Source organism: Burkholderia sp. BCC0097, from assembly GCF_902832985.1.
Taxonomy (GTDB): domain Bacteria; phylum Pseudomonadota; class Gammaproteobacteria; order Burkholderiales; family Burkholderiaceae; genus Burkholderia; species Burkholderia orbicola.
The window spans coordinates 623,329-636,209 of sequence record NZ_CADFDM010000004.1; the positions used below are offsets into that span (position 1 = coordinate 623,329).

Annotated in this window: 15 protein-coding genes; 7 read left to right on the forward strand and 8 right to left on the reverse strand. The window is 67.6% G+C overall.

Annotation, left to right across the window (positions count from 1 at the left end; all coding sequences use genetic code 11):
- Positions 1-29: 29 nt before the first annotated feature.
- On the reverse strand, positions 30-317 hold the full coding sequence (locus tag HWX07_RS16545) for a DUF4148 domain-containing protein (protein WP_175876965.1): 288 nt from the start codon (positions 315-317) through the stop codon (positions 30-32).
- A gap of 208 nt (positions 318-525) precedes the next feature.
- Here HWX07_RS16545 and HWX07_RS16550 point away from each other — a divergent pair, with 208 nt between their 5' ends.
- Positions 526-852, forward strand: coding sequence for a hypothetical protein (locus HWX07_RS16550; protein WP_175876966.1), 327 nt, complete (start codon positions 526-528; stop codon positions 850-852).
- A 199-nt stretch (positions 853-1,051) separates the two neighbouring features.
- On the opposite strand, the gene HWX07_RS16555 is transcribed toward HWX07_RS16550, so the two are convergent.
- Positions 1,052-2,212: a porin gene (locus tag HWX07_RS16555; protein ID WP_175876967.1), complete on the reverse strand. Its 1,161-nt coding sequence runs from the start codon at positions 2,210-2,212 to the stop codon at positions 1,052-1,054.
- A 315-nt stretch (positions 2,213-2,527) separates the two neighbouring features.
- On the opposite strand from HWX07_RS16555, the gene HWX07_RS16560 reads away from it, so the two are divergent.
- Positions 2,528-2,803, forward strand: a complete 276-nt coding sequence (locus tag HWX07_RS16560; protein ID WP_175876968.1) for a DUF4148 domain-containing protein — start codon at positions 2,528-2,530, stop codon at positions 2,801-2,803.
- A gap of 65 nt (positions 2,804-2,868) precedes the next feature.
- Positions 2,869-3,357: a hypothetical protein gene (locus tag HWX07_RS16565; protein ID WP_175876969.1), complete on the forward strand. Its 489-nt coding sequence runs from the start codon at positions 2,869-2,871 to the stop codon at positions 3,355-3,357.
- Positions 3,358-3,377: 20 nt separating this feature from the next.
- On the opposite strand, the gene HWX07_RS16570 is transcribed toward HWX07_RS16565, so the two are convergent.
- Positions 3,378-4,103 (reverse strand): hypothetical protein, encoded by a 726-nt coding sequence (locus HWX07_RS16570; protein ID WP_175876970.1) that lies wholly within the window; start codon positions 4,101-4,103, stop codon positions 3,378-3,380.
- Between the two features lie 164 nt (positions 4,104-4,267).
- Positions 4,268-5,563 (reverse strand): aminotransferase class I/II-fold pyridoxal phosphate-dependent enzyme, encoded by a 1,296-nt coding sequence (locus HWX07_RS16575; protein WP_175876971.1) that lies wholly within the window; start codon positions 5,561-5,563, stop codon positions 4,268-4,270.
- A 150-nt stretch (positions 5,564-5,713) separates the two neighbouring features.
- Here HWX07_RS16575 and HWX07_RS16580 point away from each other — a divergent pair, with 150 nt between their 5' ends.
- Positions 5,714-6,385, forward strand: a complete 672-nt coding sequence (locus tag HWX07_RS16580; protein ID WP_175876972.1) for an O-methyltransferase — start codon at positions 5,714-5,716, stop codon at positions 6,383-6,385.
- A gap of 9 nt (positions 6,386-6,394) precedes the next feature.
- Here the strand turns inward: HWX07_RS16580 and HWX07_RS16585 are convergent, their stop codons facing one another.
- The 3 genes from HWX07_RS16585 to HWX07_RS16595 all read right to left on the reverse strand — a co-directional run bounded on the left by HWX07_RS16585 (position 6,395) and on the right by HWX07_RS16595 (position 9,119).
- Positions 6,395-7,546 carry a DUF1176 domain-containing protein gene (locus tag HWX07_RS16585; RefSeq protein ID WP_175876973.1) on the reverse strand — a complete coding sequence of 384 codons (1,152 nt, stop codon included), beginning with the start codon at positions 7,544-7,546 and terminating at the stop codon, positions 6,395-6,397.
- Between the two features lie 180 nt (positions 7,547-7,726).
- Positions 7,727-8,479 (reverse strand): class I SAM-dependent methyltransferase, encoded by a 753-nt coding sequence (locus HWX07_RS16590; RefSeq protein ID WP_175876974.1) that lies wholly within the window; start codon positions 8,477-8,479, stop codon positions 7,727-7,729.
- Between the two features lie 13 nt (positions 8,480-8,492).
- Positions 8,493-9,119, reverse strand: coding sequence for a LysE family translocator (locus tag HWX07_RS16595; RefSeq protein ID WP_175876975.1), 627 nt, complete (start codon positions 9,117-9,119; stop codon positions 8,493-8,495).
- A 166-nt stretch (positions 9,120-9,285) separates the two neighbouring features.
- On the opposite strand from HWX07_RS16595, the gene HWX07_RS16600 reads away from it, so the two are divergent.
- The 3 genes from HWX07_RS16600 to HWX07_RS16610 all read left to right on the forward strand — a co-directional run bounded on the left by HWX07_RS16600 (position 9,286) and on the right by HWX07_RS16610 (position 11,738).
- Positions 9,286-10,086, forward strand: coding sequence for a helix-turn-helix transcriptional regulator (locus tag HWX07_RS16600; RefSeq protein WP_175876976.1), 801 nt, complete (start codon positions 9,286-9,288; stop codon positions 10,084-10,086).
- A 120-nt stretch (positions 10,087-10,206) separates the two neighbouring features.
- Positions 10,207-10,626 (forward strand): ATP--cob(I)alamin adenosyltransferase, encoded by a 420-nt coding sequence (locus HWX07_RS16605; RefSeq protein ID WP_175876977.1) that lies wholly within the window; start codon positions 10,207-10,209, stop codon positions 10,624-10,626.
- 107 nt (positions 10,627-10,733) lie between these two features.
- Positions 10,734-11,738: a LysR family transcriptional regulator gene (locus HWX07_RS16610; protein ID WP_175876978.1), complete on the forward strand. Its 1,005-nt coding sequence runs from the start codon at positions 10,734-10,736 to the stop codon at positions 11,736-11,738.
- A 218-nt stretch (positions 11,739-11,956) separates the two neighbouring features.
- Here the strand turns inward: HWX07_RS16610 and HWX07_RS16615 are convergent, their stop codons facing one another.
- Positions 11,957-12,877, reverse strand: coding sequence for a LysR substrate-binding domain-containing protein (locus tag HWX07_RS16615; protein WP_175876979.1), 921 nt, complete (start codon positions 12,875-12,877; stop codon positions 11,957-11,959).
- Positions 12,878-12,881 lie beyond the last annotated feature (4 nt).

Consider the following 12,881-nt stretch of genomic DNA (forward strand, 5'->3'; position numbering starts at 1 on the left):
TGCGCTGCCCGCGCCCACGTGGCCCGCCATCATTGCTTCGCTGTCAGGTCGTCGTGGTTGTCAGTCTGCGGCTTCTTCTCGCCGCCATGCACCGAAATCCCGTGAAGCTCCTTGTTGCGCGCGACGATCTCGCCGGTCGGCGGGTACTGCGTCTTGCTGATCGGCACGACGCCGTCGTGCTGCGCCTGCTTCAGTTCGTTGACCACTTGCGTGCGAGACTTGCCCTGCGTTGGCGTTTGGGCGAATGCGGCCTGCGTGGCCATGCCGAGCGACAGCGTGGCGGTGACGAACAGTGCTGCGAGTTTTGCCGTTTTCATCGAGTGCTCTCCTTGATCAGGGCCGCCGGATGGCGAACCGTGGACCCAGTATGCGAAGGCAGCCGTGCGTGATCGTGATCGCGAGATGAAAAATGCGTCAGATAGTTGGGGGGGCAAGAAGGCGTCATGCGAACTCGGTCGACATGACGCAACCGTCATGTTCGCGTCATGAGTGCGATGAGCGGGAAGCGGAACATGAAGCCTGCCGTTGGCCGATCGTGCCGCGGCGTTCGTGCCGATCGCGACAGCAGCATCGACAGCGGGCGGCACCGTTCAGCCCTTCATTCCGGACCGAAAATTGCCTCGTCCCGCCATTCGCCTCGCCTTGATCGCAGTCCTGATCGTCCCGTTGTTCGCGGGTTGCGCATCGACACGTTCCGACACCACGGCCACTTACGGTGCCGCGCGCAAGCCCGTGCCGGCCGACCGGGCGCCGGGCGAGCAAGTCGACTATGCCGGGCATCGCTGCGGCAATCCGAACCTGTACGTGAAAACGCATCCGTGCGTGTACCCGCCGCGCGATTCCGCGCCGTGATCGTCGAACGCGCATAAAAAATGGCCCGGCACTCGATGAGCCCGGGCCTAATGCGTGATCGTGCCGTACGGCAGCGACCCGCTGCGTGGACGGGAACGGGCAGGGCCCGATACCATGCCGATCGTAGCGACGCGACGCGTCGCGAACCTGATCGGAACATGAAATTTTCGTCACGCAGCGCGCATGGTCGGTGGCGCGATCAGAAGCGGTGGCGCAACCCGAGATTGACGATGCCCTGCGTGCGCGTGCCGCCGTAGCCGTACGAGCCGATCGACGCCTGCGCCGTCTGCGTGCCGCCGTCGAGTGTGCGCTGTTCGCCGTTCGCGCGCTGCCACGCGCCGACCGCATAGAGATCGGTGCGCTTGGACAGCACGTAGTCGGCGCCGGCGGACACCTGATGGTAGGTCGCGCTCGTATCGCCGCGGGCCTTCGTATAGCTGTAGCCGACGCCGACGAGCAGGCTCGCGGTTGCCTGATAGTTGAAGAACCCGCGCGCGGTGTCGTATTTCTGCGTGCTGCGAAAGGCCGACATCGCATCGGCCTTGTACTGCGCATTGCTGTAGTCGATACCGACCGTGAACGGCGCGAAGGTGTAGCGCAACGCGCCGCGTGCAATGCCGATCGATTTCGCGGAGAGGTAGCCGCCGTTGACCAGCGACCCGTCGAACGTGCCGTCCGACGTGCCGTTCCAGCCGGTCCGGACGCCGTTGGCGAGCGAGGCGCGGTTGGCCGCATAGTAGTAGCCGCCCGCCGCGTCGAACGGGCCATGGTTGTACGACAGGCCGGCCGACCAGGTTTGCCCGGCGCCGCTCTTGCCGGCCACGCCGCCGAGCGCGTACATGCCGACGAACTGGAATCCGCCGACCACGGGCGACGTGTACTTCACCGCGTTGTCGGTGCGCGACGACGTGTCGTAGTTGTCGACGTCGCCGGGTGTCGCGTACACGCTGCCGAAGTGGAAGTCGCCGGTGATCGGCCACGCGACATCGGCGAGCGCGTCGTACTGGCGGCCGAGCGTCAGCGTCCCCCAACGCTCGCTTTCCAGCCCGACGAACGCCTGCCGGCCGAACATCCGGTTGCCTTGTCCGAGCGCCCCGGTGTTCGGGTTGAAGCCGTTTTCCAGCGTGAAGATCGCTTTCAGCCCGCCACCGAGATCTTCCGCGCCTTTCACGCCGAAGCGGTTGCCGAGCAGGTTGCCGTTGCCGAGGCCGACGAGGTTCCTGCCTTGCGCATCGGCATTCCACACAACCGTCAGCGATGTATCGAACAGGCCGTACAGCGTGACTTCCGTTGCGTGAGCCGCGTGCGCGGCCGTCAGCAGCGCCCCTGACATCATGACGAGTCGAACTGGAGTTTTCATGGTGTGTCCCTGAAGTTCAAGATGAACGTTTCGTGCATCGTTCGATGCCGGTGCCGCACGTGGCAGCGACGGGCCGGCATATCGCGATTGCGCTGGCGATTCTGGAAAGCGTTCGGATCGTGGAGGTGAGGGACAAATGAGAAAAATGTCATCGCGGTGTCATGCGTGCGGAAACAAGCGGTGATTTTCATTCGTACTGCGATGGGAGAGATGCAAGAACGGTGACGAAAACGTCATGAAGCGGTCACGCATCCGCACCGCCGCGGGATCAAAGTGAAGGCTCCTGTCACCGAATTCCAGCAAGGAGCCCACCCCATGAACATTCCGCGTCCGCTGATCGCCATTGCCGCCGCTGCGATATCGATTGCCGCTTTCTCGCAGGCCGTGGCCGCGCAGCCGAAGAGCCGGCAGGAAGTGATTCAGGAACTCGTGCGTGCGCGCCACGACGGCGTGATCCCGAGCCCGAATCACGACTATCCGGCGAGCCCGGCCGCCGTCGCGCGCAATCAGGAGATTCATCGCTCGACCGTTCATCGCGGCGAGAAGACGCCGATGGTCGATGCGCACGACAACCGCTTCGCGGTGCTTTGATCGTTCACTTGCACCGGCCGGGATGGTGCCGGTCGGCCGTATTCATCGACGGAAAGGAGAGCGCGATGCGCCATGTCGCGAAAGGAATCGTACTGGCGGCCTGTCTGATGTCGACGGCCGTGATGGCGGCCGGCTGGCCGGAACGTGCGCTGTCGCACGCGCCGGCGCACGACGTCGGCAGCCGCGCGAACGAGCGGATGCGCTGCGAGTTTGCGGCCGTGCCGGCCGGTACGTGGACCGCGACGTTCGCGCGCGGGCAATGCGAAGTCGACAACGGTCGGTTGACGTTTGTGCCGACCGAGGCAGGCGACGAGAAACGGATCGTGCTCGGTGACGTCCGTACCGCGTCGCATCAATCGCGCAAGCTGAAGGAGCAACTGCAGTTGACGACACGCGACGAAGTGATCGCGCTGAACGTGCTGACCGACGATGGCAGCCGCAAATCACGCGAGCATGCGATCGACCTGTGGACCGCGCTGCGCAACGCGGGTGTCACGCCGGTCAACGCCACGCGCATCGTCGACACCTATCCGACCGGCGCGACGACCTGGTAAGCGCCGCGCCGTCGCGCGGCTTACCCGGCCTTCACCGTTCCTTCGATCAGGAAGAACACGATGAAGCCGATGAAGAACGCGGCCGTCGCGAACGGCGTTTCGGGCACCTCGTGCGCTTCGACCAGCAATTCCTCGGTGACGAGATACAACAGCGCGACGGTGCCCAGCCCCAGAAGCGCCGCATAGAGATTCGCCGGCAGCCCGGCGAACGCCGCATTGCCGGCAACGGCCGCGATGCTCAGCAGCGCCGCCAGCGCGACCGGCACGACGATCGCCAGCATGCGGCCGACGCCGGCCGCGGCCAGCGCCGCGCTGACCGACAGCGCGAGGAACAGCACCTCGAGCGTCAGTGCAACGGTCAGGATGATGCCGCTTTCGTCGCTCGCGGAAAAGGCGATGCCGAGCACGAGGCCGTCGACGACGAGGTCGATCGCGGTGACGACGATCAGGCTCACCGGCAAACGCGCCTCCTCGAAGCGTGTCTCGATCGCGCCCGACAGCGCGCGGATCGCCAGCATCAGCGCGATGCCGAGCACGAAACCGACGACGACCGGAAACAGCGCATGCGCGCGGTCCTGCGGCAGCAGTTCGAGCGCGGCGGCCGCGAACACGATGCCGCCGGTGAAATGCTGGATCACGCTCGACGTCTTCGGGCCGGGCGCGCGCCATGCGGCCGCGAGGGCGCCGAAACAGGCCGCCAGCACGGGCGGTAACGTGAGCAGCGCAAGCTTCGCGGTCGGTGTCATGAATCCTCTCGGCGGTTGGCGTGTCGCAGCGGGCGCTGCGTCGCACGATCATACGCACCGGGTATCGCCCCGGCATCAACCGGGGATTGAACACCTTGAAGCCGCTCCAGAGTCAAGCGGTTTGATGCGGACGCACCGGCCGGCGGCCGGCGCGCCCGTTTCGGTCAAAGCTGCGCGAGCGCCTGGTCGAGATCGGCGAGCAGGTCGTCGATGTGCTCGATGCCGATCGACAGCCGCACCGTTTCCTCCTTCACGCCGGCCTTCGCGAGTTCGGCCGGCGACAACTGACGGTGCGTGGTGGAGGCCGGGTGCGTCGCGAGCGACTTGGTATCGCCGATGTTCACGAGCCGCGTGAACAGCTTCAGCGCATCCTGGAACTTCGCGCCGCCGTCGCGGCCGCCCTTCACACCGAACGTCAGGATGCCCGGCGCGCGGCCCGACAGGTAGTGGGCGACGAGCGAATGATCGGGATGGTCGGGCAGGCCCGCATAGCTCACCCATTCGACGTGCTCGTGGCGCGCGAGATGTTGCGCGATCTTCAGCGCGTTGTCGCTGATTCGCTCGACCCGCAGCGCGAGCGTCTCGATCCCCTGCAGGATCTGGAACGCGTTGAACGGCGAGATCGCCGCGCCCATGTTGCGCAGCGGCACCACGCGGGCGCGGCCGATATACGCGGCCGGCCCGAACGCTTCGGTATAGACGACGCCGTGATAGCTGACGTCCGGCTCGTTCAGCCGCTTGAAGCGGTCCGCGTGCTCGGCCCACGGGAATTTGCCCGAATCGACGATCGCGCCGCCGAGGCTCGTGCCGTGCCCGCCGAGATACTTCGTCAGCGAATGCACGACGATGTCCGCGCCGTGCTCGAACGGGCGCAGCAGGTACGGCGACGGCACCGTGTTGTCGACGATCAGCGGAATGCCGTGGCGATGCGCGACGTCCGCGAGTGCGGCGATGTCGGTGACGTTGCCGAGCGGGTTGCCGACCGATTCGGCGAAGATCGCCTTCGTGCGCGCATCGATCAGCGGTTCGAACGAGGAAGGGTCGCGCGGGTCGGCGAAGCGCGTGGTGATCCCGTATTGCGGCAGCGTGTGCGCGAACAGGTTGTAGGTGCCGCCATACAGCGAACTCGCGGACACGATGTTGTCGCCGGCTTCGGCGATCGTCTGGATCGCGTAGGTGACGGCGGCTTGCCCCGACGCGAGCGCGAGCGCGCCGATGCCGCCCTCGAGCGCGGCGATCCGCTGCTCGAGCACGTCCGTCGTCGGGTTCATGATCCGCGTGTAGATGTTGCCCTGGACCTTCAGGTCGAACAGGTCGGCGCCGTGCTGCGTGTCGTCGAATGCGTACGCAACGGTCTGGTAGATCGGGACGGCGACCGCGCGCGTGGTCGGGTCGGGACGATAACCGCCGTGCACGGCGATGGTTTCGAGACGCCAGTTCGAATGGGCCTGATCGGTCATGGGTGCTCCGTTTGTTGTTGTGAAGGTCGAGGGGGGGCTGCCGTCCGGCGATTATAGGAGCACGTGCGCCGCTACCCTTAGAACGAATGGTGGGTTGCTTATGGGCGCGCGGCGCATAGAATGCCCTTTTCCGCAGACGATAGGTGCGCGATGAATCAGGATCGATGGAACCAGGTGGATGCGTATTTCTCGGCGACGCTCGTGCCGTCCGACGCCGTGCTCGACGCCGCGCTCGCGGCGAGCGACGCGGCCGGGCTGCCGGCGATCAACGTCGCGCCGAACCAGGGCAAGCTGTTGCAACTGCTCGCGACGATCCGCGGCGCGCGACGGATTCTCGAAGTCGGCACGCTGGGTGGCTACAGTACGATCTGGCTGGCGCGTGCGTTGCCGCCGGGCGGCTCGCTCGTGACGCTCGAGCTGAATCCGGCACACGCGAAGGTCGCGACGGAGAACATCGCGCGCGCCGGATTCGCGCAGGTCGTATCGGTGGTGGTCGGCAGCGCGAAGGATAGTCTTGCGCGGCTCATCGACGCCGGGGAGGCGCCGTTCGACTTCATTTTCATCGATGCGGACAAGGACAACAACGCCGTTTATCTCGACGCGGCGCTGAAGCTGTCGCGGCCCGGCACGGTGATCGTCGTCGACAACGTCGTGCGCAACGGGCGCGTGGCCGATCCGGACAATCGCGAGCCGGACGTGGTCGGCGTGCGCGACGGGTTCGCGCGGCTCATGGCCGAGCCGAACCTCACGACGACGGCCGTGCAGACGGTCGGGCAGAAAGGCTGGGACGGATTCTCGATCTCGATCGTCGGTGCTGCGTGAGGTGACGCGTCAATGCGGGCTGCCGCCTGCATCGGCCCGGCGATACAGGCGCGGCCACTGGTCCTGGAACAGGCCGTTGCACGCGCCGTGCGTCGCGAGGCCGTCGAGCACGAAACGCTTGCCGTCGAAGACCCACGACGCGGTCGAGCCGCAATCGCCGGCGCTGCGCAACCGGACCGTGCTCGACAGCGTCGCGCTCGCGGAATCGTAGCCGGCGTCGGTCAGCTCGTTCGCGAACGACGCCGAATCGAGGCCCGCACTCGCGTTCTCGCCGAAATTCATCGCGGCGGGCGCATACGGGGCGGTGCGCCGCACGCGATACCACAGGTCGGTGTGGTTATACAGGCTGCTGGTCTGGCACGGAATCGAGACGAGCGCCTCGTCGGACGAGATCGCGACGGCGTGCGACGCCTTCCTACGATCGCTCGCCGACATTTCGTCTTCGACATCCGCTGCGCATTGCTTCACGTCGGCGCCGAATTTCGCGAGGACCGCATCGACGAGCGGACGCTGCTCCGCAGCCGACAGGGTCGAGGCCGGCGGCGGTGCTGGCGTGACGGCGGGCGGGAGTGCGGGCGCGGCCGGCACCGACGACGCCGGCCGGGTGCCGGCGCGCAGCAGCGCCGTGACCGTGCCGACGCGGCCCTGCGTGTCGTCGATCAGCAGCAACGCGGCATTCAATCCCGCCAGCGGCGTGCGGGCGGTGTGCGCCGATGCCGGATCGCCGAAGCTCAGCAGTTGCGCATTGCGCGCCGCAGCCAGCCACGCGGCGACCGTTGCCGGATCGGTGGTCCGGATCCGGAACGGGGGCGCTTCGTCGTCGGTTGTGTCGCCGAACGCATGCCATTGCGCCGGCATCGCATCGAACGGTTGGCCATCGACGCGTGCCGTGCGCAAGTCGACCGGCGCCGATGCGTAGAGGGCGAGCGACGGTTGCGCGTCGGGGCCGGCATCGCGCGTCACGCGCAGGATCAGGCGGGTACGTGCATCGTCGATATCGTCGGCCTGGCTTTCCGCGATACAGCGATTGCCGTTGTCGCAGACGACCGACCAGCTCTTGAATTCGCGTTCGACCGGCGGTCGCGATAGCGGGCGGGCTTGCGTGACGATCGGGGAAGCGGCGAGGAGGACGGCGAGGGCGAGCGAAAAACGGTGCGACATGGCGGTTCGGATCGACTGGGAAAAAGCGAGCGGAGGATGCCGGACTGCAAGCACATCGTCAGCAAGCGGTGCAGGTCGAGTGCAGTGGCGCGAACGGCATCCAGTATACCGCTGACGCTCGGATGGTCGATGTGACGACGTAGGGTGCTGGCGCGCGCGTCGGCGACGACGCATGCATACTCAAGCGCGGCAGATCGCAATGATCTCCGCGCTCGTCGCCTCGTCGAATGGCGCGCGCTCCCAGTCGCCGTACCAGTCGGCCGGCACGAAACCGGCTGCCGTCACGCGCGCTTGCAATTCGGCGTGCGCGATGAAACGCAGCCGGCTCGTATTCGTCAGCACCGTGTCGTCGCGGCGGAAGCGGTAGTGCGTGTCGAACGTCACGATCGCGCCGTCGATCGCCCGCACCGCGTGATGGAGATCGACGATGCCGAGTCCGTGCGACTCGACGCTGCGTGCCGATTGCGCGGGTGTCCATGCACGCCACGGTTCGGTGCGCGGGTTGCGGGTATCGAACAGGAAATGGCCGCCGTCGTCGAGTACGCGTCGCACGCCGCGCAGTGTCGCGTCGATATCGTCGTCGGTCAGCAGGCACTGGAACGCGTGGCCGGTCATCACGACCGCATCGAACGGCGCGCCGGGCGGCAGGCCGTCGAGCGCGCACGCGAACCAGCGTACGGCGTCGGCACCCGGCTGGCGTCGCGCGTAATCGATCATCGCCGGCGCGGGATCGATCGCGACGACGTCATGCCCGGCCGCCGCGAGCCGCCGCGCGAACGTGCCGGTGCCGCAGCCGAGATCGAGGATGCGTCGCCGGGCGGCGCCGATCGCGGCGGCGTAGAACGCGAAGTCCCGATCGCCGGCGTTGAACAGGTCGTACACCGCGACGAGGCGCGCTTCGGTGTAGAGCAGGTCCGCGTCGGCGCGCGTCATGCGGCCGCTTGCGTCAGCGCTGCTGCACGGCTACCCGCAGCCCGAGCGCGATGAGGATCGAGCCGATGATCTTGCCCTGCCAGCGCGTGAGCCACGTGAGCCGCTTCACGATGCGGCCGAGCGGACGGATCGAGCATGCGATCAGCGTCGTATAGAGCGAGCTGAGCACGACGAAGATCAGCCCGAGCACCGCGAACTGCACGAACGTCGAGCCGCGTTCCGGATGCACGAACTGTGGCATGAACGCGAGAAAGAACAGCGCGGTCTTCGGATTCAGCACTTCGGCGGGAATCGCCTGCAGGTACGCCTTGAGCGGCGTGACGGGCGACACCTGCGGCAGCGACGGATCGGACGGTTTCTCGAGCAGCGCCCGCACGCCGAGATAGATCAGGTACGCGGCGCCGACGAGCTTCACGACGTTGAACGCGAGTGCCGACGTCATCAGCAGCGCCGACAGCCCGACGGCCGCGAACAGCGTATGCACGAAGTCGCCGCTCGCGACGCCGAGGCCGGTCAGGATGCCGGTCTTGCGGCCGCCCTGCACGGTGCGGCTCAGCACGAGCAGCACGGCGGGGCCGGGGATCAGGAACAGGCCCAGAACGACGGCCGTGAAGGTGGTCAGCGTGGTCAGGTCGAACATGGCGGCTCCGGCGGGTTGGCGCGGCGGCAGGGGATCGGCGCATTGTATTCGGTTCGGCGCGCGGCCGCAGACGCGCCCTCGAACGGCGCGGCTGCGTCGGCGCCTTTCTGGTATAAGCACGACAGGACGCACCGGCGTCCGGCCTTTTTTCACAGCCCGTCGTTCCATGCGCGACCTTCCATCGATCACCGATCCTGCCGCGGACGCCGACGCCTATCACGTGCCGCGTCCGCTCGTCGTGTTCGGCGGCTCGGTCGTCGAGCCCGAGTGGCGGCTGGAGCGGCACAGCCATCGTCAGGCGCAACTGCTCTACACGCTGAGCGGCGTCATCTACTGCGAGATCGACGGCGGCGTGTGGACCGCGCCGCCGCAATGTACGGTCTGGATTCCCGGTGATGTCCCGCATGCGGCGCGCGGCTCGGCCGGCGCCACTTTCTATGCGGTACTGGTCGAACCCGACGCGGCGCTCGACCTGCCCACGCGCTGCTGCACGCTCGCCATGTCGCCGCTGTTGCGCGAGCTGCTGCTGAAGGCGGCCAGCTTCCCGAACCTGTACGACGTCGACGGGCCGCAAGGGCGGCTGGTGGCGACGCTGCTCGACGAGCTCGTCGCGGCCCCGGTCGAGGACTTGTACCTGCCGATGCCGGCCGATCGCCGGCTGCGCAAGCTGATCGACCATCTGCTCGACGATCCGGCGGACAAGTCGCCGCTGCCCGAACTCGCACGGCGTGCGGGCATCAGCGAGCGCAGCCTGACGCGCCTCGCGACGAAGGAGCTCGGCATGAGCCTCGGCGACTGGCGCCGGCGGCTGCACGTCGCGCTGTCGCTGCGAATGCTGACGACCGGCCGCCGCGTGCACCAGATCGCGATCGATCTCGGCTACGAAAGCGCGAGCAGCTTCGTCACGATGTTCCGCAAGGCGACCGGCAAGCCGCCGACGCAATTCCTGACCGACCGGCAACGCTGAACCGCCGGACGGCGCGCCCGCGCCCGTTTGGCCGGATTGAAAAAGCAGTTGGCCGGGATGAGAAATGACGCATGAGGTCTCGATCCATAGAATGAGAATCGTTCTCATCTGGAGGCCGACATGCAAATCACCACGACTGAATTTCCGTTCGTCTGGCTGCGTTACAGCGGCTCGACTCCTACCGATCCCGCCCGCCTGATTGCCGAACTCGACGCGTTGCTCGCGCGCCGTGAACGCTTCGTTCTTCTGACCGACGATGCGCCGTCCGGCGACGATCGCGCCGACAACGATCACGAGATGCGCAAGCAGCTCGCGAAGTGGAGCAAGGCCAACCGCGCGCTGTCGCGCGAATGGATTCCCGGGATGATCGCGATCGAGCCCAATGCGGCGCGGCGCGTGGCGCTCAATGCCTTTTCGGGCGCCTTCGAGAAAGTCTGGGGTTATCCGCTGAACGCGGCGGCGAGCCGCGACGACGCGCTGGCGCTCGCGCAACGGCTGCTCGCCGAACCGGCGCCCGGCGTCGCGGCGGCGAACGCCTGAGCCGACGGCCGCGCCGCTCGCGCGACTTGCGTCGACATCGACCTCGACACGCACGCACGATGCGCGAACGCGCGCCGCGGCCTGTCCCAACCACGCAGAGGTGTCCGGTGGACAATCCGATCCGCGCGATGCGCATCTTCACGCGCATCGTCGAAATGAACAGCTTCACGCGCGCGGCGCAGGCGCTCGGCATTTCGCGCGCCACCGCCACGCGCACCGTGCAGGAGCTCGAAGCGGCGCTCGGCATGCCGCTGCTGGTGCGCACGACGCGCGCGTTGCGGCCGACGCCCGAAGGCGACGCGTATTACCGGCGCTGCGTCAGCATCACGGCGGATGTCGACGAGCTCGAAGCCAGCATCCGCGGCGCCGCGCTGCATCCGAGCGGGCCGCTGCGCGTCGAATTGCCGGCGTCGGTGGCGAGCACGATCGTGTTGCCGGCGCTCGGCGAATTTCATGTGCGGCATCCCGATCTCGAGCTGACGCTCGCCGTAGCCGGGCGCGCGGGCGATCGCATCGGCGACGCGATCGACTGCAGCATCCGGCTGGGTGCGCTGCCCGATTCGTCGCTCGTTGCGCGCCGGCTCGGCTCGCTCGAACGCGTGACGTGCGCGAGCCCCGCGTATCTCGACCGCTTCGGCGTGCCGCGCACGCCCGACGATCTGGGCGCGCATCGCGCGGTAGGCGGGTCGCACGTGTTCGGCCAGCGCTCGGCGGAGCTCGAGTTCGTGGTGGACGACGCGGTGCGCAAGGTGCGGCTCGACGGCATCGTCAGCGTGGACGACGAGCAGGCGTATCTCGCCTGCGGCCTGCACGGCCTCGGGTTGATCCAGCCGACGCGTGTCGCCGCGCAGCCGCTGATCGACGCGGGACGGCTGCGGGAAGTGTTGGCGGGCTGGCAACCCGATGCGCTGGCCGTGTCGGCCGTCTACGTGAAGCGCCCGCACGTGTCGCCCGGCGTGCGCGCGTTCGTCGACTGGATCGCGGAGCGTTTCGTGCAGGCCGGATACGAGCAGACAGGGTTGGCGGCGGCGGGGGCGGTGGGGTGGCGGCCGGCGCCGCCGGGTGCAGCCGCTACCGGCGATCGCTGTAGCGGGCTGGTAGCGGTGGCCTGACGGAAAGACCTCGAGCAGCGTCCGCGAGGCGGAACGCGCTGGCCATCCATCCAATCTGTATCGAACGATGTAAATATTTTGGCGATGCAGCACGAAATTCGCCGGAATATTTTCATCGGACGCCGAACGGCCAGCAGTGCAGCCGTATAGGGCGAGTCGGGGTGTGCGCGTGCATCACGCATCGACAGCCGACACACACGACGTATGGAACGGGCGCGCTACACCGTCCTGAGGCGCCCCAATTCTTCCGCCAGGAAATCGACGAACGCGCGAATCCGCGTGGACATGTGGTGACGCTGCGCATACACCGCGTAGATGTCGGCGCTCGGCGTTTCATGGTCGGGCAGCACGACGACCAGCCTGCCGTCCGCGAGATAGTCGCGCAGATCCCATTCCGCGCGCATCAGGATGCCGTGCCCGTCGAGCGCCCACTTCACCGCGATCTCGCCATCGTTCGTCGTCAGGTTGCCGTTGATCCGCACGGCTTCCGTGTGGCGGGCCGCGCCGCGCCCGCTCGTCAGGCGCCACACGCCGTAACCTTCGTCGCCTTGCCGGATGCCGATGCAGTTGTGCTGCGTCAGGTCGTGCGGCGTGCCGGGCACCCCGTGCCGCGCGAGATACGCGGGCGCCGCGCACAGCAGCCGGCGGTTCGGCGCGAGCCGCCGCGCGACGACGCGCGTGTCGGGCGGCTCGCCGAAGCGGATGCACACGTCGAACGCGTCGTCGGTGAGCGGCGGCGGCATCACCGAGAGCTGCAACTGCACCGACACTTCCGGATAGCGCGCGACGAAGCGCGAGATCGCCGGGCCGACGTGGCTGCGCCCGAACCCGAGCGTCGCATTCACGCGCAGCAGCCCCTTCGGCCGCTGCTTCGCGCTGCCGAGCAGTTCGCCGAGTTCGTCCATCTGGTCGAGAATCCGGCGCGCGTATTCCAGGTACACGTCGCCTTCGGGCGTCAGCATCATCCGCCGCGTCGTGCGATTGACGAGCGTCACGCCCGCGCGCCGCTCCATCTGCGTGAGCCGTTTGCTGACGGCCGCCGCGGTCAGCCCGAGTTCGCGCGCGGCCGCGCTCAGGCTGCCCGACGCGGCCAGCGTCGAGAAGAAGCCGAGATCGGCCGGCTGGACGGTATCCGCCATGACG